The following is a 24,742-nucleotide window of genomic DNA, read 5'->3' as shown; positions in this document are numbered from 1 at the left end:
CTACCCTATGGTCGATTGACTGTGAGTGGATTGACGGCTTATCTTTTTGGCATAGCGTGCCGCAGGATTGGCGCGCCACTCAAGCCACATCATAAAGCCAGTAATCAACATGGTCAGACCCAAATAAATAATCGCTGCTGCCATATAAAAGGTAAATGGCTGCTGTGTAGACTGTGCTGCACGCGATGACTGATACATGATGTCTTTGAGACCCACGACCGATACCAATGCGGTATCTTTGAGCAGTACCAGAAATAAATTACCCAAACCTGGTAAAGCAATCTGCCACACTTGCGGCAACGTGATGCGATAAAAAGTCTGAAAAGGACGCATACCAATCGCTTGCGCAGCCTCTCGCTGCCCTACTGGAATCTCTTGAATGGACATGCGAAAAATCTCAGTCGCATACGCACCAAAAGCAATAGACAGTGCCATGACACCACCCCAAAAAGCGCTAATTTCGACATAGTCGTTATAGCCTAACTTTTTGAGGATGCTCATCAATAAGATAGAGCCGCCATAATAAATAAAGAGCACCAATAGCAGCTCAGGAATACCGCGCATTGTCGCAGTATAGACAGTCGCAAGTTTACGCAGCAACCAGATATTGGACATCTTTGCGGTTGCGCCGAGCAAGCCTAAAGCCAGACCAATAATTAAACTGGTCACAGCTAGCTGTATGGTGACGGTAGCGCCGCTCAATAAAAGCGCGCCAAATCCTTGTAAGTCAAACACGATTATCCACTCAGTCTCTTTATATTAGCAATTAAGGCATGTCTTCAATTCAATCGATAGACATCTAAATGGTTTAAAAACGGCTAAATCTTGCCAAACGGCGTCAAATAGCTGACTAATATCTCGATATTATTTGCGCTATTTTCCTTGTTTGACTGCAATTTATCTCATTTTTATTACCATTTTTAAAATGAAGACACGCCCTAGCAAAATATGAGTTAAAAGAATCAGCATCAATAGCTGAACGCGGCGAAACACCGTATTTTATACCAAATCAATAGGGATGGTCGGCATCAAAAAATGACGTCAGAAGAATACGATTAACGCTGCGATAATTGACACAGTAGAAATGAGCGCTGATTTTATCATATTCACTCGCCGTGATGTTAATACTGACGCGTAAAAGCTGCGCCTAAACCGTACTTAAACAGACACTTGCCTCTAGATACATACAATCAGCCGACTAAATTTGAGCAAAATTGATAGGCGGCTATTATGTATATTCTTTGATATAACGACAAATAAAAAAGGACATCACCATGATGGCGATATCCTTTTATTGATCAAAACAATATTTTTTGACTGCTATATTTAACTACTGTTAGCTATTAACTAACGTTTATTGTCGCTGGTTGCTCGCTAATATCTGTATCTGTTTCCGCACCTGTATTTGCGCCTTCATCAACTGTACTCGTTGCAGACGCTGGTATCGCAAAGTACTTTTGATTGATCTTATCGTAAGTACCATTAGCTTTTATATTGGCAAGAGACTGATTGATCTTTGCTTGTAGCGGATCGCCTGCGCGTACTGCTATCGCAAAGTTATCATTGATATCAATTTCATCACCTTTTAGCGCATATTTGCTACCAGCATTTGAGCTCAGCCATTCTATAGCAGGCAACTTATCAGAAATCATCGCATCGACACGGTTTGAACCGAGATCCAAAAACGCATTGCTCAACGTATCATAAAGCTTCATATCGGCTTTTGGATACGTGTCTTCTAGCCACTGCGACGAGATAGTTGAACGCTGTGCAGCAATAGAATGCGAGTCGATATCGCTGTTGTTACTAGGGTCAAAGCTGCTGTCTTTTTTGGCCAAAAAGACCAAGGCATTGCTAAAGTACGGATCGGTAAAGCTTACCTGCTGCGAACGCTCTGGAGTAACGGACATCGCGGCCACGATTGCATCGTACTTACCTGCTTTTAGACCAGGGATAATACCGTCCCAGTCCTGCGCTATAATCTCACAGGTAACCTGCATATCCGCACAGAGTGCATTTGCTATCTCAACATCAAAACCACCAAGTGTCCCATCGGCATTGGTATAGTTAAAAGGAGCATAGGCCCCTTCTGTACCGATGCGTAATACATCACCTGTAGAAGCTGACGTTGCTTCGGTAGCCTCTGGATTGGTATCCGCGGCACTCTCTTGGCTATTGCTACAGCCAGCAACGGTAAAGGCCGTCGCTAGTGCAAACAATGACATAGACAGACGACTGGCTACAGTAACGTTAGATTTGCCAGTCGTGGCACAGATTGGGGCACAATGGTTGCTCATGATCATCCTTGGTTTTTTCTTGAGTAAACAACACGTCTTCAAACAACAGCGGTAAAACCGCTAAATATCGTATTAGTTAGCTGGTGCTTCTTCTTCAGCGACCACTACTTCTTCGACACTATCAGTTGTTGCTACCGCTTTTTGAGCTGCAGCCGTTGAGCTAGTACCAAAATAGCTACCCGTGATTTGATCATAGGTACCGTTGTCTTTTAGCTCAGCCAATGCTGCATTGAACTTAGCAACTAACGGATCGCCTTTACGGAAAGCAATACCCATTGCGTCATCATTGGTGCTGATTTCTTCACCTTTAACTTCGTAGCCTTTGCCTGCGTCTGTTTTTAACCAGTCGATACCTGTGACTTTATCAGACATCATACCGCGCACACGGCCTGAGGTCAGATCTAGATAAGCATTGTCTTGCGTATCATATAACTTGATATCAGCATCTGCATGCTCGTCTTGTAGGTATTGCGAGGCAACAGTTGAGCGCTGTGAGGCAATTGGTAGACCTGTTAGCGACTCAACGCTTAAGTCATCACCCTTTTTGCCGATCAAGATGATACCGCTATGGAAGTAAGGGTCGCTAAAATCAACCACTTCTTTACGCTCAGGCGTGATAGACATACCTGCGATAGCTGCATCAAATTTCTGTGCGTTAAGCCCTGGAATCAAACCATCCCAATCTTGAGAGATGACTTCACACTCAGCTTTCATCTGTGCACATAGTGCGTCAACCAGCTCAATCTCGTAACCAATCAGCTTGCCATCTGCATCGGTATAACTAAAAGGCTTATAGCTTGATTCTGTCGCAATTTTGATATTTAAAGGCGCTTCAGTAGCGGTATCAGTTTCAGCATTTTCTGCTGGTGCTGAGCTATTGTTACAACCTACCAGCATTAGCATTGCTGCGCTAAGCGGTGCTAGCCACAGTGCTTTTTTGCTCATTGATGATGTCATTGAAATTGTCATAAGTTTTATTCCTTAATATATTTACCAGCTGTATCGTCAATTACTGCTTGCTGATTTATGCTTATAAACACCGTTTATTTGAAATATGCTTGGTTTTAAGCATTACTCGCATCAAACGTTACTTGTTATAAGCATAAATCTTCAGTGAGTCATTATTGACCAAAGTTCATCTGCTCAAGACGTGCAAGCTCACCGTTACTACGGATTTCGCTCAATGCTTTGTCAAAATCTGCTTTGAGTGAGTCACCTTTACGTACAGCAATGGCAATATTGTCATCATTATCAATTTCATCACCAACGATACCGAAGCCCGCTGCGTTTTCTGCTAACCATGATTTGGCAGAAACTTTTTCAGCCAATATCGCATCGCTACGACCAGATTTTAGATCTAAATAGGCATTGTCATAGTTGTCATACAACTGAACTGTGTTGCCTTCTTTGCCTTCGTAGTTATCCTGTAGATAAGCACCTGGCGTAGTAGAACGTTGACCACCAAGCGTTGCATCTTTAATCGCCATAGGATCAAAACCACCATCCGTATTGGTTAGCCATACCATCGTATTGGCAAAGTACGGCTCGCTGAAATCTACCTTTTCTTGACGCTCAGCAGTGATAGACATACCTGCAATCACCGCATCATATTTTTGTGCCAATAGACCAGGGATGATACCGTCCCAGTCCTGTGCAACGATTTCACACTTGGCTTGCATTTGATCACACAAGGCATTGGCAACATCGATATCGAAACCTGCCAAGCTGCCGTCGGCGTTGGTGTAGTTGAATGGAGGGTAAGCGCCTTCGGTAGCGATACGAATGGTTTTACCAGTGGTTTCTGCTGCAGGGGCGTCAGCGTTGGTATCGGTAGTTTCATCGGCAGGTTGGCTACAAGCACTCAACATCAATGCAGCAGTAACGGTCATCGATGACCACAATAGGCGAGAATTCGACATCATACGTTCCTTAAATTCTGATGGGTTTTACATAAGTTTTTGACAGGATCTTCTGACTTAGGGTTCTGATATTTTGTTCTCTGACGTCCCTGCCAGACAAGCAATATAGATAGCAGAATAACAGACAGCCACGAGACGTGACGGCCTATAAACCTTTTGATAATACCTGAGTAAAATATCAAAAACAAACGTTTTGCATACTCATAGTTATCATTGGGCAATAAACAGTCAACAATGGTTACGTTACAGTGATTTTACGTTTGGCAGGGCAAATGGTGGCAAGCGTGTTGCCACCATCTGTATTAGACATGGTACTAGGCAAAAACTAATAACTAAGTAGGACGGTGAGATGCCATAAAGTCTTTAACGCGCTCAGAGGTAGGGTTATCAAAGACTTGCTCAGGTGTGCCAATTTCTTCGACCACACCTTGATGTAAAAAGACGACTTTGCTTGATACTTCACGGGCAAAGCGCATTTCGTGAGTAACGATAAGCATCGTACGTCCCTCTTCTGCTAGCTCGCGCATTACTGCAAGCACTTCGTTGACCAGTTCAGGATCTAGCGCAGAGGTTGGTTCGTCAAATAATAGGACTTGTGGCTGCATAGCAAGCGCACGGGCGATAGCAACACGCTGACGCTGACCACCAGATAAGTTGGCAGGATAAGCATCTTTCTTGTCGAGCAGGCCGACTTTATCAAGCAGTTTTTCCGCATCGCTAATCGCTTGGTCTTTTTTAATCTTTAAGACCTGCGTTGGCCCTTCGATGATGTTTTGTAGAATGGTTTTATGCGGCCATAGATTAAAGTTCTGAAAGACAAATCCCACACGAGCGCGCAAGCTTTCTAGCTGCTTTACGTCTGCTGCTTGTAGCTCACCTGATTTGGCAGGTTTTAGCATTAGCTCTTCATTACCGATCAAGATACGACCATGATTGGGGTTTTCAAGAAGATTAATACAACGCAGCAACGTCGACTTACCTGAGCCAGATGAGCCCAAAATAGAGATAACATCGCCATCATAGGCAGTCAGGGATACCCCTTTCAATACCTCTAATGAGCCGTAGCTTTTATGGATGTCTTGTAAGTCTAGGGCGATAGGCCGAGTCGGGTTTTTTGCAGTATCAAGCATGGTTCAGCAGACTTCCAATAAATATGAGTGAAAACACGAATAAAATAAGAGCTATATCTATATATAGTACAAGCATCTAGATGCATTATCGTAATATGCCTGATGAGGCAAAGAGAAAAATGCCATATTGTCTCTTATTACGCAGTAAAAAGGCAAATATTGTATTTAACCAACGGGTTAATCAGCTTCTAATAAACCGGAGTACAAAAAAGCCCAGACTGCATTTATCGCTCTGGGCTTTATTTTATCACTTTAGAATACGAGACGTTGTGTTATCTGATAACTGCCTATTTATAGTATGTGGTTAGTACATTTAATATGTCGCTAGTACATTCTATAGTATGCGATTAGTACGTCGATACATGTTCTGAGTCTTCAGTACCGTCTATCATATCCGCATCTTCTGCTGTCGCCACTGCCACATCATCGTTATTGGTAACGTCCATACCCTCATCATCGGCACTAGCCACGGCCACATCATCATTGTCGCTCGCTGTCGCACTTTCTTCTACAGAGGTTTGAGCATCTACAGTAGTATCAGCTTCAGTCTCCATCGGTGTGTCATCTTTTTTGCTACAAGCGCCTAATGCTAGAGCACCTGCTACCAAACCAACCGTTAACCAATTTTTATAAGTCGTATTTTTCGTAGCCATGTTCGTTCTCCATCACTCATCATAATAAGATTAAGTACTATCTACTGATAGCCTTGCTGTTTTAATGCTTACTATACTGAGGATATCTCGCAGCTACCTTAGTATTTACAGCGCAATTCTGTTAAAAACACGTAAAGATATAGTGTAGTACTGATAACGCGGTTATTCTAAATAAATACCGCTTAGCATGAGCAATATTACTTTGAATAAGCCCTTACAAGAGCGTTGCAAAGCGGATTCTGTTCACAAAATCATCTTTACTATCTTCCCAATCTGCTCTATGTTAAATAGCATAATGACCTACCGTTATCTAAGTAGGCATTCAAAACTTCTTTTTTTGCGACATTTTTCGCCTTTTTAGGTACTTTTACCTATATAAATTGGGCGCTTTTAGTTATAAAAAACCTGTATCACATAAGGAAAATAATTTATGAGTCAATCGAATACTACGGATATTACGACCTATATGCAGTCTGTCGGCAAGCAGGCACGAGCGGCTTCTCGCGCGCTGGCTGCTGCCAACACTGGCGATAAAAATTCAGCACTTTTGGCCATTCATGATGAGCTGGTCAATGCCAAACAAGACATCTTGGCTGCAAATAAAATCGATATGGACAACGGTCAAAAAAACAATCTTGATAGCGCACTCCTCGACCGCTTGGAGCTAAACGAAGCACGTTTTAACGGTATGCTACAAGGTCTTAAAGACGTCGCTGGCCTTCCTGACCCAATCGGTGAAGTCACTGACATGACCTATCAGCCATCAGGTATTCATTTGGGCAAAATGCGGGTGCCGCTTGGTGTGGTCGGTATGATTTATGAGTCGCGTCCTAACGTAACATTAGAGGCTGCATCACTGGCACTCAAATCAGGTAACGCCATTATCTTGCGCGGTGGTTCTGAAGCATTTGAGTCTAACCAAGCCATTGCCAAATGCATCATTAAAGGTCTTAGCCATACTGATCTATCGGAACATAGCGTGCAAGTGCTACAGACGACCGATCGTGCCGCCGTCGGTGAGCTGATTACTATGACTGAATATGTCGATGTCATCGTACCACGTGGCGGTAAAGGTCTGATTGCGCGTATCAGTAACGATGCAAAAGTCCCTGTGATCAAGCATTTAGACGGTAACTGCCATACCTTTATTGATAGTGACGCGGATCCTGAGATTGCGATTAAGGTCAGTGTCAATGCCAAAACGCATCGCTACGGCACTTGTAATACGATGGAAACGCTACTGGTCGATGAAGCAGTCGCTAATGAGCTATTACCTAAAATAGCAGAGGCCATCGTCGCGGCTGATGACGCAATGCAACTACGCCTTGATGACAAATCACAAGCTATCCTAAATGAAAACGCTAAGCTAGAAGGGCATCTATCCGCTGCCACGGCTGAAGATTGGGATACCGAATACCTTGCGCCTATCCTAGCGGTAAAAGTCGTCTCAGGTATTGACGAAGCCATTGAGCATATCAATACACACGGCAGCCATCATACCGATGTCATCATCACTGATAACTATACCAAGTCGCAACGCTTCATCCGTGAAGTAGATTCAGCGAGCGTGATGATTAATACCTCTAGCCGCTTTGCAGATGGCTTTGAATACGGGCTTGGTGCTGAGATTGGTATCTCGACTGATAAAATCCATGCACGCGGCCCTGTCGGACTCGAAGGCCTGACGTCGCAAAAATGGATCGTCTATGGTCATGGCGAAACTCGTGCTTAATCATACTAGCATCGACTATCGAAACGAGTAATCAGAAACGTCAGCAATTATGCTGGCGTTTCTTCGTTTGAAACATAAGTATTTTAGTTAAGGCATTTAAATTATAGGGAGCGGTACGACCATGCAAAGTGGCAAGATTAAGCACTGGAATGAAGATAAAGGCTATGGCTTTATCGATGTAGACAATCAAAGTGAAGATGTATTCTTTCATATTAGCAAAGCACGACTGGCGAAGCCTATAACAGTTGGTCAAAGTGTCTACTTTAACAGTGCCCGTAACGACAAAAATCAATTGAGAGCCACTGAAGTGACCTCGTTTTCATTGAGCCTTGACCAAGATACTGCATCAGATGTTCCAAGCTATACTCCTACTAATGCTAATAGAAATAGCAATCATAGTACTCGTAACTCAAATCGTAGCAGTCAAAACAGCAGACCCAATAAAAGAAGCTTAGGCTCTACACTATTTAGCCTTGTCGCTATCATTGCCGTCGCTTTCTATTTCTTTGGCGATTTAAATTCGACATTGTTTGCTGATAGCATCGAGTCGACAACGGTATCGCAGGACGTCACTAATAATACAAGCCAAGTCGCCCGTGCTGGTATAACGGGTGATGCACAGGTCGATAATACGATTGCACTTATTCAGCAAGGCGGCCCGTTTCCATATCCAAATAAAGATGGCACGACGTTTTATAATCGTGAAGGCAGACTACCCGCTCAGTCGCAAGGCTACTACCGCGAATATACCGTACCCACCCCTGGTGTCTCTCATCGCGGCGCACGACGTATCGTCACAGGTGGTAATCCGCCTACCGTCTATTACTTGACTGTCGACCATTATGATAGCTTCCAAAGACTACAGGTGCCTTAATATGAAAAAAGCTAATATGAATCGAGACAGTATGAACCAAGCAATCCACTACGTTAATCAAAGCCATGTTAATCAAGACCACATTAACCAAAACGGTACAGCACTTGGTACTAGCATTCCTGCGCAGGCTGTTACTATAGCCGTCGGTGACACGCTCGAAAAAACTGAGCTATTGACGAGTTTGGCCAAGGCCTGTGACTTCCCTAGTTATTTTTCACACAACTGGGACAGTGCATGGGATTGTCTAACAGACAGTGAAGCAATTCATTTAAGGCTGGATTTAACAGACGTCAAAAGGATAAACACTGAGGACTTCAATGTCTTTAAAAGCATCATTGAGGATGCCTTTAGAGAATTTGGCAAACCACAATTGTGGGTCATCGTGCCATCTGAGGATGAAGCTTATGCGTTAGAGATTTAGTCGTTGAAAGCCTATATTGCAAGCCCGACCGCCGATAGTCACCGATAATTATTCGTCATCATAGAAACCTGAATTCGAGATAAAGCCATATTTATCCCGAATTCAGGTTAATTTATTTTATAGAAAGGATTAACCTATGGAGATTACCTTAAACGGTTATTACACCCTGATATTGGCCACCTTAGTGCTGCTGCTTGGGCGGTTTTTGGTGCGGAGAGTCAAGTTTTTAGAAGACTTTAATATTCCAGAACCGGTTGCTGGTGGTTTGGTCGCGGCGATTGTTGTCTATGCTCTCAATATGGTTTGGGGATATAGTTTTAACTTTCATCAAGGGCTGCAGACCGCCACCATGTTGATGTTCTTTGCCTCCATCGGTCTGAGCGCTGATTTTAGTAGGCTAAAAGCAGGCGGCACACCATTATTGATTTTTACTATCGTTGTATCAGTGTTTATTGTATTGCAGGATGTCGTGGGTGTGGCCATGGCAAGTGCATTGGGACTTGATCCTTTGCTCGGTCTGGTGACAGGTTCTATCGCTCTAACAGGTGGTCATGGTACAGCAGGCGCTTGGGGCATTACGTTAGAACAAGACTATGGTGTGGTCGGTGCGACGACGCTTGGTATCGCGGTTGCTACTTATGGTTTGGTCGCGGGTGGTATCGTTGGCGGTCCTGTTGCTCGTCGCTTGATTAATCGACTTGGCCTAAAACCAACGCCAGCCAACCCTGATCCTAGCGATATCGAAAAAGTTGCTGGTGCACAATCGTTATATAGTACCAAACACGATGAGGAGTCTGCAGGTAGTAATAAGGATATCTTTGAAAGACCTGATAGCATGCGCTTTATCACCGCTTCTTCTACTATCGAAACCTTGGCACTATTCGCAGGTGCTTTGGCTTTTGCCGATGTGATGGCCATCGTTGCTGAAGGCACCTGGTTTGAGCTGCCGACGTTCGTATGGGCACTGGCAGGCGGTGTCATCATTCGCAATGTACTGACGATGGTCTTCAATTTTGATATGTTTGATCGCTCAATTGATGTACTTGGTAATGCTTCTTTAAGTCTATTTTTGGCAATGGCATTGTTGTCTTTAAAACTATGGCAATTGACCGATTTGGCAGGCCCTGTACTAATTATATTGGTTGTACAGACCATCATTATGATTATCTACGTTTACCTCATTACCTTTAAAATTATGGGTAAAGACTACGACGCGGCTGTATTATCAGCGGGGCATTGTGGTTTTGGTATGGGTGCAACACCGACTGCGATTGCGAACATGCAGGCAGTCACTGATCGCTATCTGCCTTCACCTAAAGCATTCCTAATCGTACCGATGGTAGGTGCGTTCTTTGTTGATATCGTTAATGCCACGATATTGCAGATATTTACGAAGTTGCCGTTTATGTAGGCTGATGCTGTTACAGATCAAAACTTAATAGCTATCTAGCAAATACTAGCCATCGAAAAGCCCGCCAAGACTCATCTTGGCGGGCTTTTTTAATTATCAAGCTATAATGGATTGTTCAATCAAACCCATTATTTATACTTTTTAATTTCACCACTTTTCACACGCGCTATGAAAGAATTAACTTCTCTTTTCACAATTGGCATCAAGAAGTATAGGCCGATGATGTTAAAGATAGCCATAGCGAACAGAGCCGCATCTAAGAAGTCGATAACGAAGCTAAACTGTACGATGGTACCGATAACAACGAAGATTAAGAAGATAAGTTTGTATATCATCTCGCCGCCTTTACCTTCACCAAAGAGGTAAGTCCAAGCTTTTAGACCATAATATGACCATGAAATCATCGTTGAGAAAGCAAACAACAATACCGCGACAGCTAGGAAATACTGGAAAATAGGCGCCGTTTCCATGAAGGTTGCACGGGTTAGATCCACACCAGTAAGCGCTTGAGTTTGTAAGTTTGCGGCAGTGTTCACCCCAGAGATAGTAATAACAAGCGCCATCATCGTACAGATAACAACCGTATCAATGAAAGGCTCTAATAGCGCTACTAGACCTTCAGTAGCAGGCCCTTTGGTTTTTACTGCTGAGTGAGCAATAGCGGCTGAACCAACACCCGCTTCGTTAGAGAAAATGGCACGTTTCAAACCTTGAATCAACGCACCAATAAAGCCACCAGCCACGCCAGCACCAGTGAAGGCACCCGAGAAAATCTCGCCAAATGCAGTGCCAATATGATTAAAGTTAGCAATCAGTACGATTACCGCCATAGTAATGTATAACAAAGCCATAAAAAGTACGACTTTTTCGGTAACGGTTGCGATGCGCGGCATACCACCAATGATAACCATACCGACTAAAAACGCTAAGCCAATACCAAAGAATACACTGTAATCCGTTGGAATGCTAAAAGTAGAGCTCATGACTGCAAAAGCTTGGTTACCCTGAAACATGTTACCAGCACCAAAGGTCGCCAATATACACATGAGTGCAAAACCAACAGCCAGGAACTTACCTAATCCGCCCATACCACGTTCAGCCATACCGCGGCTTAGGTAGTACATAGGGCCACCTGATACGACGCCAGATGGTAGTACCGTACGGTATTTGACACCTAGCGTACATTCTACAAACTTAGTCGCCATACCGAATAGGCCGACCATAATCATCCAAAAGGTAGCGCCAGGTCCACCAATAGCAAGCGCTGCACCAACGCCTGCGATGTTACCAAGACCAACGGTACCTGATAGAGCAGTAGCTAAGGCTTGAAAATGGCTGACCTCGCCTTCTTCTTTATTGGCGGGATTTGGATCGGTATATTTGCCTCTGACAATATCTAGAGACAGGCCTATTTGACAAAACTGAATAAATCCAAAGTAAAAAGTGAATACGAGTGCGGCAACTAATAACCAACCCACAATGAGGGGGAAGCTGACGTCTCCAAGAGGTACTGAAAAGAAAATAAGGTCGACGAACCAGCCAAATATATTGGCCATAAAGCCATCGAGACCTGCTCCAAATGCTGCTAAACCTGATTGTTCTGCTGCTTGCGCAAGAGTCGTGCTGAGTAATAGCATCGTTGCGACTAAAGATTATTTTTTCATGTAAATCCCTTTAGTGAAAATAACATTTATATAATTATTCAATCAATTACAGCGATACTAATACAAAGTGTAACTATTTATTATAATTTGTATTAGTATTATTACTAAATGTTCAATACTGACTATATACTAATAGTTTTGTATGAACAAAGAGATTTACATATTTTTCTTAATTAAACGTCAACTTAGCTCTTTAAAACTAATAGCGGAACTCAATCAAGCTCACTACACTTATCGAAAAATGTCGGTAGTAATTTTCAGGTTAAATAATGGACTTAAATATAATTAAAAGAGCTCAATGGCAATATCAACATAGGTTTGCGTTAAATGACATAATATTCATAGAGAGCAACAACAAAAAAACCGCTAAGCAAAAGCTTAGCGGTTTTTTTTATTACCTTTCTAAAGTTTACTGATTTTTAGCATAGACTGGTAATTCTGCACAAATCGCTTCTACTTTAGCGCGTACTTCAGTAGCAACCGCTTCATCGCCACGGCTGTCTAATACGTCGCAAATCCAACCTGCCAAATCACCCGCTTGCGCTTCGTTGAAACCGCGAGTGGTAATCGCTGGCGTACCGATACGGATACCAGACGTCACGAACGGCGATTTTGGATCGTTTGGTACAGCGTTTTTATTCACAGTGATATGCGCATCGCCAAGCCATTTGTCCGCTTCTTTACCGGTCATTTCTTGCTTGACTAGGCTGATAAGCATTAGATGGTTTTCAGTACCACCAGAGATAATTTCATAACCGCGCTCTTGGATAACTTTTGCCATTGCTTGGGCGTTTTTGACCACTTGCTGCTGATACGTTTTGAAGTTATCTTCTAACGCTTCTTTAAAGCAAACCGCTTTTGCCGCGATAACGTGCATCAACGGGCCGCCTTGGTTGCCGGGGAATACGGCAGAGTTAAGCTTTTTGGCAAGTACTTCATCACGAGCCAAGATCATACCTGAACGCGGGCCACGTAGGGTTTTGTGCGTCGTAGTTGTCACGACATCAGCGAACGGTACTGGACTCGGATAAACGCCACCAGCGATAAGACCAGCCACGTGTGCCATGTCTACGAGTAAATAAGCGCCGACTTCGTCCGCGATTTCACGGAAACGCGCCCAATCGACCACTTGTGAATACGCTGAAAAACCAGCAATAATCATCTTTGGCTTATGCTCTTTTGCCAAACGCTCAACTTCGTCATAATCGATAAGGCCAGTGCCTTCGACCAAACCGTACTGTACGGCGTTGTAGTTCAGGCCTGAGAAGTTGATATGGGCGCCATGAGTCAAGTGACCACCAGCGTCTAAGCTCATGCCTAGTACGGTGTCATTTGCTTCGAGTAAGGCTAAAAATACTGCAGAGTTTGCTTGGCTACCAGAATGTGGCTGGACGTTGACGTACTCAGCACCGAACAACTCTTTTGCGCGGTCAATGGCCAATTGCTCAACCACATCGACGTGCTCGCAACCACCGTAATAACGCTTACCAGGATAGCCTTCAGCGTATTTGTTGGTCAGGTCAGTGCCTTGTGCTTCCATCACTGCTTGCGAGCAATAGTTTTCTGAAGCGATAAGCTCGATGTGGTTTTCTTGACGAACGCTTTCAGCGGCCATGGCTTCAGCAAGTACTGGATCAAACTCTTTGATAGAAATATCTTTAAACATAGTGATGTCCTAGGTAGTGGCTATCGTTAATGGTAGTGTTTATGAAAAAGAAGCGAGTAGTAAAAGGAGGTAAAATAGGCAAGCAAAGGCAATTGGCCTTGTTATTAACTTGTCCATTATAGGCAATAAATTCGACATATAAATGCATCGATATCATCGCTAAAGATTAAGTGTAACATGAAAATTTGTACTGCGAGCGCAAAAAAACCTCACAGCAAGCTGAGCAATTTAAATGACGATATCACGCAGATAAATAGCCAATAAAATAAAGTATTTACTGGCGGCTCACCCATACGGTTAAAACAATATTTTTATTAATATCCTAACTTATATAGTAACGCGCGCTCATTTTAAAAATGAAGCTAAAAACGTTTCGCTAATCAGTAGCGTGCGCCCATACCAATCATAACGCGTTTGTCGTTGCCAGCCAGCATCGGTATGGCTGATAAAACGCTGACTGGGTAAAGTACGACGACGTTTAAATAACACATAGCCAATCGGTGTGCCCTTTAGCTGTTGCAGACGCCGCGCGTTGCCTTTGAGACTCGATAAAGGAAAGATACTTTGCGCTGCCACCCACGGCTGCTCATCATTACCATATAACTGTACTTCACGTATCCACGTCAGCATCGGACGATTTAGCGCTGAACCTTGCAGTCCTAATTGTCGTTTTTGTTGCAATGTTAGCGCTCGAAAGCCCTCAAAACTGCGTTCTACTCGTAATGGCTGCCCTGCTCTTTGTTCCAACATCACAGTCAGAGAGCCTTCGGCATTAAGCCAAGATACCAGCTCAGAGGGCGGGGTAAAAGTGGCAGGACTAGCAAAAAGATTACTGGGCATAGTTGACGGCTAATAGTGAGAATTTAAAAAGTAAACGGCTGCGAGTGTCTGTGAATAAAGCGACATTGATAAAAGCAGCTATTAATAATAGTCAATATTCGTAAAATCGAGCATTAACGATTGATATCAAAGTCTGGCATATTATCGGCGTTAAACGGTAATGCCTCAAATGCCTGCTGACGATATTGCGCCATATGCAAGCGATCTTTTGCACAAAAATCGCTAATCGCTGGCACAAAGCGCGCATCATAAATACGGTGGATAGAGTGAGTGGTCGTTGGAATAAAACCGCGAACCAGCTTATGCTCCCCTTGCGTGCCCGGATCAAAATACCTTAAGCCTTGCTCGATAGCAAACTCAAGCCCTTGATAATAACAAAGCTCAAAGTGCAAGCTATCATACTCACCGAGCGCGCCCCAATAGCGGCCGTACAAGGTAGCATTATCATCAACATTATCGCTGTCCGCTTTATCGTATAAGAATAAGCTACTTGCGATGATTTCACCATCGGCATCCATGGCTTGCGCCAACATGATGTGCTCAGGCATGCTGTCGGCTAGCGCCATAAAAAAATCAAGGGTCAAATATGGCTTTTGCCCACGTACCGCATAAGTCATCACATAACAATGATAGAACGCTTGCCAGTCTTCATCCGTGATGTCGTTACCACACTTACGCTGACAGCTAATGCCTTGCTCGCCGACCTTGCGACGCTCAGCCCGAATAGTCTTGCGTTTTTTGGCTTTCAAGGTCATTAAAAACGCATCGAAATCCGCAAATGGCTTACTGTCATTAAGTAAGTCTTTGTTTTGCCATAAGAACTGGCAACCTTGACGCTCAAATATCGGTAGCTCAATAGCAGCTGATTCTACGCCGCTTTCTTGAGCCGCTATCGCATGCTCTACATCAATTTCAGTTGGCATAGATGTGGTGGCGATAGAGGCAAGCTCTGGTGTCACAAACAGTCCATGCCAGCTTGAGGCGCCCACTTGTTGAGCGATATCATCGATACCTGCGATGGCTGTTTTAAGAACTTCCTCATTTAAAGTCTCACCTTTTGCCAACCAAACTCTTTGACCGGTAATCGGTGTATATGGTGCGCTAGTGACCAATCGCGGATAATAATCAACGCCATAGCGTGCATAAGCTTCAGCCCATGCATGATCAAATACAAACTCACCGCGATGATGACCTTTTATAAATACTGGCATGACGGCCACAGGCTGCAATGTATTTTCTGCCGCGCTATCTACTAAGGTATCGGTGCTATCTTCACTATCCGCACTATTAGCAGCATCGGCGACACGATGTACCAAAATAAATATCGGTAGCCACCCTGCCTGCTCACCAATTGCTCCGGTGTCAGTCAGCGCTTGCCAAAAAGCAAATGACATAAAAGGGGTATCTGGCGTCTGCCACTCTGTTTGGCTCTGCCAGCTGGTATCATTAATCAGCGCATACTCTAAACTCATATTCACCGTCACTATTATAATCGCGATATATTTATCGATAACCAATCTATTGATGACCTAGACTAGCAAATTTTTACGCCATTGCTGTCACAATTTGCAAAAACTTATCTGCATCCAATAAAAAACCACCAACGATAACGCGGGTGGTTTGTACGACTGTGCTCATGGGCAGTAAGATCAATATAAAACATCATGAAAAAACAGTAGTTGTATGGAAAAGATGATATCGAAGCCGATGACTGGTAGAATAAGGTTGTTATTAGCTTAGTATAATTCGAAACCATAGGATACGAGCTAAAACAGTATACTTAGTTCATGGTATACGATTGACATCCTATCGGATTTATAGTGGATTGATTATAATGTAGCGTCAGTGATTCACTTTTAGGCAGTTTTGCACCGACCGTTAACGTGTTGCCTTTAAATGCTTTTTTCATGAATATTATTAAAAGAAAATGCCTGACCTGTCTTAAAAATTTCTAAGAAGCTACATATGAAGTACTTGTTCTAACCATATCATGGATTATTGCATAGTATCATTGACGCATATTCAACACTATATTTGAGCTTTATTATTAACTACAGCCTAAAGGAAGATCTAACTAAAATGTCAAAAATTATTTATACAAAAACTGACGAAGCCCCAGCGCTGGCGACTCTGTCGTTCTTACCTATTGTCGAAGCATTCACCAAAACGGCAGGCGTTGAGGTTGAAACCAGCGACATCTCTGTTGCAGCGCGTATATTGGCCGAATTCCCTGAATACTTGACCGAGGAGCAACGTGTTCCTGACAACTTAGCTGAGCTAGGTCGTCTAACTCAAGATCCAAATACCAACATCATTAAACTGCCAAACATTAGTGCTTCTGTACAGCAGTTAAAAGCTGCTATCAAAGAGCTACAGAGCAAAGGCTATGCTATTCCTAACTTCCCAGAAGATCCACAAACTGACGAAGAAAAAGAGCTACGCAAGCGCTATGGCAAAAGCTTAGGCAGTTCAGTGAACCCAGTACTGCGTGAAGGTAACTCAGATCGCCGCGCGCCTAAAGCAGTTAAAAACTATGCACGCAAGCATCCACACTCTATGGGTGAGTGGAAGCAATGGTCAAGCACGCACGTATCACACATGCATGGCGGCGACTTCTACGATGGCGAGCAATCTATGACATTAGATAAAGCTCGTACAGTACGTATGGAGTTGTTACTTGATGACGGTACTCAAAAAGTATTAAAGCCTAAAATTGCTTTGCTTGATAAAGAAGTCATCGACCTGATGGTCATGAGCAAAAAAGCACTATTAGAGTTTTATGAGCGTGAAATGGAAGATTGCCGCGAAGCTGGTATCTTGTTCTCATTACACGTAAAAGCAACCATGATGAAGGTCTCGCATCCTATCGTCTTTGGTCATGCGGTTAGAATCTACTATAAAGAAGCCTTTGAAAAACATGGCGCATTCTTTGATGAGCTAGGTATCAACGTCAACAACGGTATGGCTGACTTGTACGACAAAATTGCCACTTTGCCAGCCTCTCAGCGTGAAGAGATTGAGCGCGACTTGCATGCGTGTCAAGAGCATCGCCCACGTCTGGCCATGGTTGACTCTTCAAAAGGTATCACCAACTTCCATTCTCCAAGTGATGTAATCGTTGATGCTTCTATGCCAGCGATGATTCGTTCAGGTGGTAAAATGTGGGGTGCTGATGGCAAAATGTATGACTGTAAAGCCGTCATGCCAGAGTCTACCTTTGCGCGTATTTACCAAGAAATGATCAACTTCTGCAAATGGCATGGTAACTTTGATCCAAAAACCATGGGTACCGTTCCTAACGTTGGCCTAATGGCTCAAAAAGCTGAAGAGTATGGCTCGCATGACAAGACTTTTGAGTCTAGCGATGCTGGTATTGCACGTATCGTCGATATTGATACTGATGAAGTGCTACTCGAAAAACGTGTTGAGAAAGGTGATATCTGGCGCATGTGTCAGGTTAAAGATGAGCCTATCCAAGACTGGGTAAAACTTGCCGTACGCCGTGCTCGTGAATCAGATACGCCTGTTATCTTCTGGTTAGACCCATACCGTCCACATGAGAACGAGCTAATCAAAAAAGTTAGAACGTATCTAAAAGATCATGATACTACTGGCTTACATATCGAGATTATGTCTCAGGTTCGTGCGATGCGTTATACCCTAGAGCGTGTTGCTCGTGGTTTAGATACTATCTCTGCGACCGGTAACATTTTACGTGATTACCTAACTGACTTGTTCCCTATCCTAGAGCTAGGCACCAGTGCCAAGATGCTATCAGTTGTACCACTAATGAAGGGTGGCGGTTTGTTTGAAACTGGCGCTGGTGGTTCTGCACCGAAGCACGTTGAGCAGCTGACAGAAGAGAACCATCTACGTTGGGATTCACTCGGTGAGTTCTTGGCATTGACGGTATCTTTGGAGCATCTAGCAAACAACGACAACAATGCTAAAGCTCAAATCTTGGCAGACACACTAGATACAGCAACAGAAAAACTGCTACTAAACGATAAGTCGCCATCACGTAAAACTGGCGAGCTTGACAACCGTGGTAGCCATTTCTATCTAGCAATGTACTGGGCAGAAGAGCTTGCAGCGCAAGATCAAGATAGCGAGCTAAAAGCGCAATTTACACCATTCGCGCAAAAGCTAAAAGAGAACGAAGAAGCCATCGTTAAAGAACTTAACCAAGCTCAAGGCAAGCCAGTAGACATCAAAGGCTACTACTATGCTGATGAAGAATTGGCTAAGAAAGCAATGCGTCCAAGCGCTTTGTTTAACGAGACATTGGCATCGCTATAATTTTAAGCAACTGCTCTTAAACAATTAAGCCTAATCTCTTTTGGTTTTTATACCTAGCAGCGATTAAGCAAGTTTAAGTCTTAGTAAAAAACACCTCAACCGTCTTAGAACGTTGGGGTGTTTTTTTATGTTTTCTAAAATCTTTATAAAGAGTGACATAAAAAAAGCCACCTATATAATCAGGCGGCTTTTGATACATAGTAATAAAATAGAATGCTGAGAGCTTAAGTAGTCTTAGGCTTCCATATGCTTAATAATCGCCTTACCAAACTCAGAAGTACTCAATAAGGTAGCATCTGGCATCAGACGCTCAAAATCATACGTGACTGTTTTATTGGCAATCGCTCCTTGGATACCGCTAATGACAAGGTCAGCTGCTTCCGTCCAGCCCATATCACGAAGCATCATCTCAGCAGACAATATCAGTGAACCTGGATTTACTTTATCCTGACCAGCGTACTTGGGCGCAGTACCGTGCGTCGCTTCATAAACAGCGATCGCGCCGCCTTTGTTTGCACCAGGCGCGATACCAATACCGCCTACTTCAGCCGCCAATGCATCAGAGATATAGTCACCATTCAGATTAAGCGTTGCTACTACAGAATAGTCTGCGGGACGCATCAAAATCTGCTGCAAAAACGCATCAGCGATGACGTCTTTAATAATAATATCATTACCTGTTTTTGGATTTTTCATAGTCATCCATGGACCGCCATCTAATAACTCTGCACCAAAACGCTCTGCCGCTAGCTCATAGCCCCAATCCTTGAATGCGCCTTCAGTGAACTTCATGATATTGCCTTTATGCACTAGAGTCACGTTTGGCAAATCATTATCGATGGCATGCTGAATCGCTTTGCGTACCAGACGTTGTGAGCCCTCTTTTGAGACAGGCTTGATACCGATGCCGCAGTCTTCAGGGAATCGAATACTGGTCACACCCATCTCATCTCTTAAGAAATTAATAACTTTTTTGGCATCATCGCTGCCCGCTTTCCACTCGATACCCGTGTAGATGTCTTCTGTGTTTTCACGAAAGATAACCATATTCGTCAGCTCTGGATGCTGCACTGGACTTGGTACGCCCTCAAACCAGCGTACGGGGCGTTGACAGACATACAGGTCGAGGTTTTGGCGTACCGCGACGTTTAACGAACTAAAGCCACCACCCACTGGCGTGGTCAATGGACCCTTGATACTAATGACGTAGTCTTTTAGAATCTCTAGCGTCTCGCTTGGCAAATAATCGCCGTCATATACTTTCGCTGCTTTTTCACCAAGATAAGTCTCCATCCAAATGATAGACTTCTTGCCGTGATACGCTTTATCAACCGCAGCATTGACTACTTTTATCATGACAGGCGTGATATCTACGCCGATCCCATCACCTTCCACAAACGGAATAATCGGATGGTTGGGAACATTTAATGTGAGATCTGCGTTTACGGTCACTTTTTCGCCGTCTCTTGGCACGATAACCTTATCATATGACATCGATGATATTCCTTGGTTGTATGTTGGACGTCGCAAGCGAACTAGGCACTTTGTTATGCTAACCGTTTTATTATAGTTATAACGCTCTGGGCGCTTATCGGCTAAGCAAAGCTTTGATGAGTACGACACTTGCGGCATTGATTTGAACAATGTTAAAAGTAGCTTTAAGCTAAAAAAATTAAAATAAAGACCCAAACAATGATTGTCGCTTGCAGATAGTAGATATTTCTCTATTAAAAATATAAATACCACTATTAGAATGCGGATTTAGAATAACAGCAAATTTATATAAGCGCTGTCCTACTTTTGTAGCAGGTCATGTAGCATACAGCACATTAAATATATCGCCTTTAGTCTTGCCGCTTAATACTAGCTCTGCATCACAAAACATACGCTACAATGATTCATTGTCCCTCAAAAACTAGGAAACACCGTTTTATGTCTACTTCTAGTCTCATCTTATTCAATAAGCCTTACGGCGTGCAAAGTCAGTTTAGAGATGACAGTAATAACGATCACACCACCCTATCGCAATACTTTACTGACAAGGCTTTGCGAGTTGCTGGTCGGTTAGATGCTACTTCAGAGGGCTTGCTGATTTTGACCGATGATGGTCGAGTTAATAAAGCAATTACTCATCCGCCAAAAGCCAATGCAGGGCGCAAACAAGGTAAAACTTATTTAGTGCAAGTAGAAGGAACCCCTACTGCTGAGCAACTCAATAAGCTCAAACGTGGCGTGGTTTTAAAAGATGGTAAAACGCTACCTGCTGAGGTCAAACACGTCAGTGAAAATGAGCTACCGATGGTACTCTGGCAGCGCAATCCGCCAATACGTGAGCGTAAAAGCGTACCGGACTCATGGCTAATGCTGACAATATATGAAGGTAAAAATCGCCAAGTTAGACGTATGACAGCGCATGTCGGTCTGCCTTGTCTGCGTTTGATACGTTGGTCAGTGGCAGGATTTGAGCTAGGTGAGTTAGCTGTTGGAGAGTTTGTACGCGTTCATCTAACTAGCGAACACTGTCGTCAGCTAGGTATTTCTAGCTAGTTTAGATAGTTTTAAGTTTATATATTGTTGATTAGTTCACACTGTTTGGCTATTTAGCTGTTTAGCCCCTAATATAAAGCTCTGACACTAATATATTACGACCTGTTAAACATAGTGTCTCGAATGGGTAAGGTTTATCTGCTAACATTCAGCACGTAATTGATTATGTATAATAAGTATTATCCATTTATCGTTTGGTTTTTTCACAATAGGGATATGTCATGATTGCTTCTCGTCGTTTTCTTTCGTTGGTCACTAGCATTTCTGCAGCGCTTGTATTGAGTGCCTGTCAGCCAACGACAGAGGACAACCAATCAAATCCTGCAGAAGAAACCTCACCGCCAGTAACTGATATACCACATGCTGAGCATGACGATATGGCAGACGATACTCTAACAAATGACAGCGATAACAGTGTCAGCGATGAGTCTCAAATGAGCGATATGCTCAGAGACTATACGAGATCGATGACTAGAATGCATGACGAGATGATGATTGGTATGGGGTATAACGATCCTGATACCGCTTTCGCTAAAGGTATGTTGGGACATCATCGCGGCGCGGTAGATATGGCAAAAATAGAGCTCAAGTATGGCATTGATGAAGCGATGCGCCAACTTGCTCAAGACGTCATCACGGCACAGCAAGCTGAAATCGATGTCTTAAACAAGTGGCTGGCTAGCCATCCTGATGCTGCCAAACCTAAGCCAAATACTGTGGCGATGCAGCAAGCATATGCTAAAAGCATGGAAAATATGCATGGCGAAATGACTTTGGGTGTGGCTGATCCCGTGCCTGATATGGCGTTTGCACGCGGCATGCTACCGCATCATATTGCCGCTGTTGATATGGCAAAAGTTCAGCTCGAATATGGGACAGATGAAGAGATGCGTCAGTTGGCTCAAGACATCATTGATACCCAGCAAACTGAAATCGATGTGATGAAAAACTGGATTGCTGCGCTTGAGGCTGCAAGTAGCGAAAAAGACGATAGCTCTGTAGATGAAAATATTGAGCCCGAATTTACCGATGATAAGAACCTAGATAGCCCAGATAATCTAGACAACAGAGCCAAAGAGCAGTAATTGTATATCTCGCTAACCCCTGATTTGTTAATCACTTAGGTTGCTTAGACATATCAACAATATTATAGATTATAAAAAACCCTCTTCTAAGCAGTATTGCTCGGAAGAGGGTTTTTTGTATGGAAAGGTATTTTATATAGCATCGAGGCTATCGTTTCATAACATTAAGCCATGTCTCCCAACCTGCCTCACCTTTTAATTGCTCATTATCATTCTCTAAAGTCTTATCTCCTTTTGCTAAGCGTAGGCTTACTTTATGAGGAGGTACTGCTCCAGTCATGCCAGTTGTCTCATCTCGCGGCTCAACTTTAGTTGTCGTTTCGGGTTGAACCTGAACACACATCAGCTCATCACGACGGAATAAATAGCATTCAACAGGATGCTCTGTATTAACCAAGGTGGTAAGTTGTTTCGTATCTGCTTTGATGCCGTCAATCGCGATAATAACGTCATGCGCTGAAATACCAGCTTTAGCCGCAATACTACCTCGCATCACACGATTGACCTTGAGCCCAGCTGGCGTCTCATTACATCGCATACCCCAAGGCACATGCTTGTCAGCGGTTTCTTTGGTATTCGCCTGTATTTTGACACCGTTTGCCACTAGCAACGCTTCAATTGGCAGCTCTTCTACCCCATTGACGTAACGACGTTCAAAGTCTTCCCATTCTGCTAGCGGCATAAACTGCTCAATAACAGAGGCCATGTCATCACTACTGATACCAATCCGCTTACTATCGTTCTGCTTGGCCTGAGTATAAAAAGCTTTGACCACATCAAACAAACGATAACGACCGTCGCTATTTTTGAGTAAGATTAGATCCAGACATAGAGCGACCAACGCGCCTTTATTATAGTAGCTGACACCCGCATTGCCTGTATTTTCATCAGTACGATACAGCTTAATCCAAGCATCAAAACTTGACTCTGCCACGCTTTGATTACCGCGCCCTGGGGTCTGATAGTAGCGATTGATTTGCTCAGCTAGTAGTCGCAGATAATTGGCTTTGTCAATCACGCCTGACGCTTGCAACATGAAGTCATCGATATAAGACGTAAACCCTTCGAATACCCAAAGTAATGGCGTAAATGCCTCACGACGCAAATCGACATCGATCATGACATTAGGGCGTACCGTCTTCACCCACCATGAATGAAAATATTCGTGACTACACAAGCCTAAAAACCGCTGATAATCTGCACTTGGTAGCTTTGGCTCATTGGCACTTGGCAAGTCATTTCGCGGGGTAATAAGGCTAGTAGAATTGATATGCTCAAGTCCACCATAGTCTTGACCGCTGGCAAAGGTCATAAAGGTATAATCGTCAAATGGCGCATCGCCTAACCAATCTACGTAGGTCTGACAAATCTGAGTAATATCCTGCTGCAACCGACCTAGGTTAGCATTCTGCTTACCTGACAGGTAAAAGCTATGATGTAGCGTCTGATGCTCATTATCATGAATAATAAAATCAAACTTTTCTTGTTCTGCGATTTCGAATGGATAATCAATCAACTCGTGATAATTGGCTGCCTGTAACTTGTAAATATGCTGACTGTTCGCTTGCTGACGGCCTTTTTGCTGCTGATCAACTTGCAGGTGCGTAGCCTCTAAACCACAGGCCATCAGTACTTTGCTACTTTCTTTGTCTGCAAAAAATATCTCAGGAACGATTAAGCTAACGTGGACAGGTGCTTGCTCTTGCCCTTCGACGGCGAGCGCAAGTGAAGTGAAATTACCATAAAGTCGTTGCTGATCGATGTAGGCCGTACGCACGGACAAATCATAGCAATAGACTTCGTACTCAACGACGACCGTCTGCCCTGCTTGCACCGCTGGCAGCTGCCATGTATTTTTGTCAATTTTTTGCGCGCGATAAGTTTCTGATTGCTTGTTACTATCCGCTGTTTGAGCCCCTACTATTTGATAATGTACCGCAGTGATGTTTCGGGCAAACTCGCGCATCAGATAACTGCCTGGTATCCACGCTGGTAACCAAAGCTGCGGAGCGTCGGATACCACTGTAAAGCTCAGGGATACATCGACCAAATGCTCGTAGAAACGGGCAAAATCAAATTGATAGCTTATATCAACTATCGTTTTAGCCTTAGTATCATCATGATTGGTTGAAACATTGCTCGCTGGTTGTTTAGTAGTGGTATTGGCAAATGCAGTCATCGTATCTCTCGTCCTTATTTTTATA

At 43.5% G+C, this 24,742-nt stretch carries 19 protein-coding genes; 7 read left to right on the top strand and 12 right to left on the bottom strand.

Features of this window, described 5'->3' with window-relative positions; genetic code table 11:
• From CXF69_RS11080 to CXF69_RS11055, 6 genes are all read right to left on the bottom strand, one after another.
• Positions 1–735, bottom strand: a complete 735-nt coding sequence (locus CXF69_RS11080) for an ABC transporter permease (RefSeq protein ID WP_102078311.1) — start codon at positions 733–735, stop codon at positions 1–3.
• A gap of 608 nt (positions 736–1,343) precedes the next feature.
• Positions 1,344–2,297, bottom strand: coding sequence for an ABC transporter substrate-binding protein (locus CXF69_RS11075; RefSeq protein WP_102078312.1), 954 nt, complete (start codon positions 2,295–2,297; stop codon positions 1,344–1,346).
• Between the two features lie 72 nt (positions 2,298–2,369).
• Complete coding sequence (locus CXF69_RS11070) at positions 2,370–3,266, bottom strand: transporter substrate-binding domain-containing protein (protein ID WP_102078313.1); 897 nt, start codon at positions 3,264–3,266, stop codon at positions 2,370–2,372.
• A gap of 152 nt (positions 3,267–3,418) precedes the next feature.
• Positions 3,419–4,219: a transporter substrate-binding domain-containing protein gene (locus CXF69_RS11065; protein WP_180952627.1), complete on the bottom strand. Its 801-nt coding sequence runs from the start codon at positions 4,217–4,219 to the stop codon at positions 3,419–3,421.
• Between the two features lie 329 nt (positions 4,220–4,548).
• On the bottom strand, positions 4,549–5,346 hold the full coding sequence (locus tag CXF69_RS11060) for an ABC transporter ATP-binding protein (protein WP_057758311.1): 798 nt from the start codon (positions 5,344–5,346) through the stop codon (positions 4,549–4,551).
• Positions 5,347–5,693: 347 nt separating this feature from the next.
• Complete coding sequence (locus tag CXF69_RS11055; RefSeq protein WP_102078315.1) at positions 5,694–5,999, bottom strand: hypothetical protein; 306 nt, start codon at positions 5,997–5,999, stop codon at positions 5,694–5,696.
• 430 nt (positions 6,000–6,429) lie between these two features.
• Here CXF69_RS11055 and CXF69_RS11050 point away from each other — a divergent pair, with 430 nt between their 5' ends.
• The 4 genes from CXF69_RS11050 (at position 6,430) to gltS (ending at position 10,437) form a co-directional block, all read left to right on the top strand.
• Positions 6,430–7,731 (top strand): glutamate-5-semialdehyde dehydrogenase, encoded by a 1,302-nt coding sequence (locus CXF69_RS11050; protein WP_102078316.1) that lies wholly within the window; start codon positions 6,430–6,432, stop codon positions 7,729–7,731.
• 121 nt (positions 7,732–7,852) lie between these two features.
• A complete protein-coding gene (locus tag CXF69_RS11045) occupies positions 7,853–8,605 on the top strand; it encodes a ribonuclease domain-containing protein (protein WP_102078317.1) in 753 nt (250 codons plus the stop codon).
• Position 8,606: 1 nt separating this feature from the next.
• Positions 8,607–9,026: a barstar family protein gene (locus tag CXF69_RS11040; RefSeq protein ID WP_228706779.1), complete on the top strand. Its 420-nt coding sequence runs from the start codon at positions 8,607–8,609 to the stop codon at positions 9,024–9,026.
• Positions 9,027–9,162: 136 nt separating this feature from the next.
• On the top strand, positions 9,163–10,437 hold the full coding sequence (gene gltS / locus CXF69_RS11035; protein ID WP_102078318.1) for a sodium/glutamate symporter: 1,275 nt from the start codon (positions 9,163–9,165) through the stop codon (positions 10,435–10,437).
• 128 nt (positions 10,438–10,565) lie between these two features.
• On the opposite strand, the gene CXF69_RS11030 is transcribed toward gltS, so the two are convergent.
• The 4 genes from CXF69_RS11030 to CXF69_RS11015 form a co-directional block, all read right to left on the bottom strand.
• Entirely contained in the window at positions 10,566–12,074 is a 1,509-nt protein-coding gene (locus CXF69_RS11030) for an alanine/glycine:cation symporter family protein (protein ID WP_102078319.1), read from the bottom strand.
• 436 nt (positions 12,075–12,510) lie between these two features.
• Positions 12,511–13,767 (bottom strand): serine hydroxymethyltransferase, encoded by a 1,257-nt coding sequence (gene glyA / locus CXF69_RS11025; protein ID WP_102078108.1) that lies wholly within the window; start codon positions 13,765–13,767, stop codon positions 12,511–12,513.
• Positions 13,768–14,112: 345 nt separating this feature from the next.
• Positions 14,113–14,607 carry a chorismate--pyruvate lyase family protein gene (locus tag CXF69_RS11020; protein WP_102078107.1) on the bottom strand — a complete coding sequence of 165 codons (495 nt, stop codon included), beginning with the start codon at positions 14,605–14,607 and terminating at the stop codon, positions 14,113–14,115.
• 113 nt (positions 14,608–14,720) lie between these two features.
• The gene (locus CXF69_RS11015) at positions 14,721–16,079 is read right to left on the bottom strand and encodes a GNAT family N-acetyltransferase (RefSeq protein WP_102078106.1); all 1,359 of its coding nucleotides are present in this window, start codon (positions 16,077–16,079) and stop codon (positions 14,721–14,723) included.
• Between the two features lie 607 nt (positions 16,080–16,686).
• Here CXF69_RS11015 and CXF69_RS11010 point away from each other — a divergent pair.
• On the top strand, positions 16,687–18,906 hold the full coding sequence (locus tag CXF69_RS11010; RefSeq protein ID WP_102078105.1) for an NADP-dependent isocitrate dehydrogenase: 2,220 nt from the start codon (positions 16,687–16,689) through the stop codon (positions 18,904–18,906).
• Positions 18,907–19,140: 234 nt separating this feature from the next.
• Here the strand turns inward: CXF69_RS11010 and icd are convergent, their stop codons facing one another.
• Positions 19,141–20,400, bottom strand: a complete 1,260-nt coding sequence (icd, locus tag CXF69_RS11005; RefSeq protein ID WP_102078104.1) for an NADP-dependent isocitrate dehydrogenase — start codon at positions 20,398–20,400, stop codon at positions 19,141–19,143.
• 438 nt (positions 20,401–20,838) lie between these two features.
• Between icd and CXF69_RS11000 the strand changes: the two genes are divergently transcribed.
• Positions 20,839–21,453 carry a pseudouridine synthase gene (locus CXF69_RS11000; protein WP_101205551.1) on the top strand — a complete coding sequence of 205 codons (615 nt, stop codon included), beginning with the start codon at positions 20,839–20,841 and terminating at the stop codon, positions 21,451–21,453.
• Between the two features lie 221 nt (positions 21,454–21,674).
• Positions 21,675–22,538, top strand: coding sequence for a CopM family metallochaperone (locus CXF69_RS10995; protein ID WP_102078103.1), 864 nt, complete (start codon positions 21,675–21,677; stop codon positions 22,536–22,538).
• 148 nt (positions 22,539–22,686) lie between these two features.
• Here CXF69_RS10995 and CXF69_RS10990 read toward each other — a convergent pair whose 3' ends face one another.
• Positions 22,687–24,717, bottom strand: coding sequence for a M61 family metallopeptidase (locus CXF69_RS10990; RefSeq protein ID WP_102078102.1), 2,031 nt, complete (start codon positions 24,715–24,717; stop codon positions 22,687–22,689).
• Positions 24,718–24,742 lie beyond the last annotated feature (25 nt).

The organism is Psychrobacter sp. Choline-02u-9, from assembly GCF_002836505.1.
Taxonomy (GTDB): Bacteria; Pseudomonadota; Gammaproteobacteria; order Pseudomonadales; family Moraxellaceae; genus Psychrobacter.
Note: the sequence above shows the minus strand (reverse complement) of the source record. Positions and strands in the feature narration are given on the sequence as shown.

Bases quoted from the DNA above. Each gene is read 5' to 3' on its own strand.
- CXF69_RS11055 (WP_102078315.1), bottom strand. From the start codon at position 5,999: ATGGCTACGAAAAATACGACTTATAAAAATTGGTTAACGGTTGGTTTG.
- icd (WP_102078104.1), bottom strand. From the start codon at position 20,400: ATGTCATATGATAAGGTTATCGTGCCAAGAGACGGCGAAAAAGTGACC.
- CXF69_RS11070 (WP_102078313.1), bottom strand. From the start codon at position 3,266: ATGACAATTTCAATGACATCATCAATGAGCAAAAAAGCACTGTGGCTA.
- CXF69_RS11010 (WP_102078105.1), top strand. From the start codon at position 16,687: ATGTCAAAAATTATTTATACAAAAACTGACGAAGCCCCAGCGCTGGCG.
- gltS (WP_102078318.1), top strand. From the start codon at position 9,163: ATGGAGATTACCTTAAACGGTTATTACACCCTGATATTGGCCACCTTA.
- CXF69_RS10990 (WP_102078102.1), bottom strand. From the start codon at position 24,717: ATGACTGCATTTGCCAATACCACTACTAAACAACCAGCGAGCAATGTT.
- CXF69_RS11065 (WP_180952627.1), bottom strand. From the start codon at position 4,219: ATGATGTCGAATTCTCGCCTATTGTGGTCATCGATGACCGTTACTGCT.
- CXF69_RS11060 (WP_057758311.1), bottom strand. From the start codon at position 5,346: ATGCTTGATACTGCAAAAAACCCGACTCGGCCTATCGCCCTAGACTTA.
- CXF69_RS11000 (WP_101205551.1), top strand. From the start codon at position 20,839: ATGTCTACTTCTAGTCTCATCTTATTCAATAAGCCTTACGGCGTGCAA.
- CXF69_RS11075 (WP_102078312.1), bottom strand. From the start codon at position 2,297: ATGAGCAACCATTGTGCCCCAATCTGTGCCACGACTGGCAAATCTAAC.
- glyA (WP_102078108.1), bottom strand. From the start codon at position 13,767: ATGTTTAAAGATATTTCTATCAAAGAGTTTGATCCAGTACTTGCTGAA.
- CXF69_RS10995 (WP_102078103.1), top strand. From the start codon at position 21,675: ATGATTGCTTCTCGTCGTTTTCTTTCGTTGGTCACTAGCATTTCTGCA.
- CXF69_RS11050 (WP_102078316.1), top strand. From the start codon at position 6,430: ATGAGTCAATCGAATACTACGGATATTACGACCTATATGCAGTCTGTC.
- CXF69_RS11045 (WP_102078317.1), top strand. From the start codon at position 7,853: ATGCAAAGTGGCAAGATTAAGCACTGGAATGAAGATAAAGGCTATGGC.
- CXF69_RS11030 (WP_102078319.1), bottom strand. From the start codon at position 12,074: ATGCTATTACTCAGCACGACTCTTGCGCAAGCAGCAGAACAATCAGGT.
- CXF69_RS11040 (WP_228706779.1), top strand. From the start codon at position 8,607: ATGAAAAAAGCTAATATGAATCGAGACAGTATGAACCAAGCAATCCAC.
- CXF69_RS11020 (WP_102078107.1), bottom strand. From the start codon at position 14,607: ATGCCCAGTAATCTTTTTGCTAGTCCTGCCACTTTTACCCCGCCCTCT.
- CXF69_RS11015 (WP_102078106.1), bottom strand. From the start codon at position 16,079: ATGAGTTTAGAGTATGCGCTGATTAATGATACCAGCTGGCAGAGCCAA.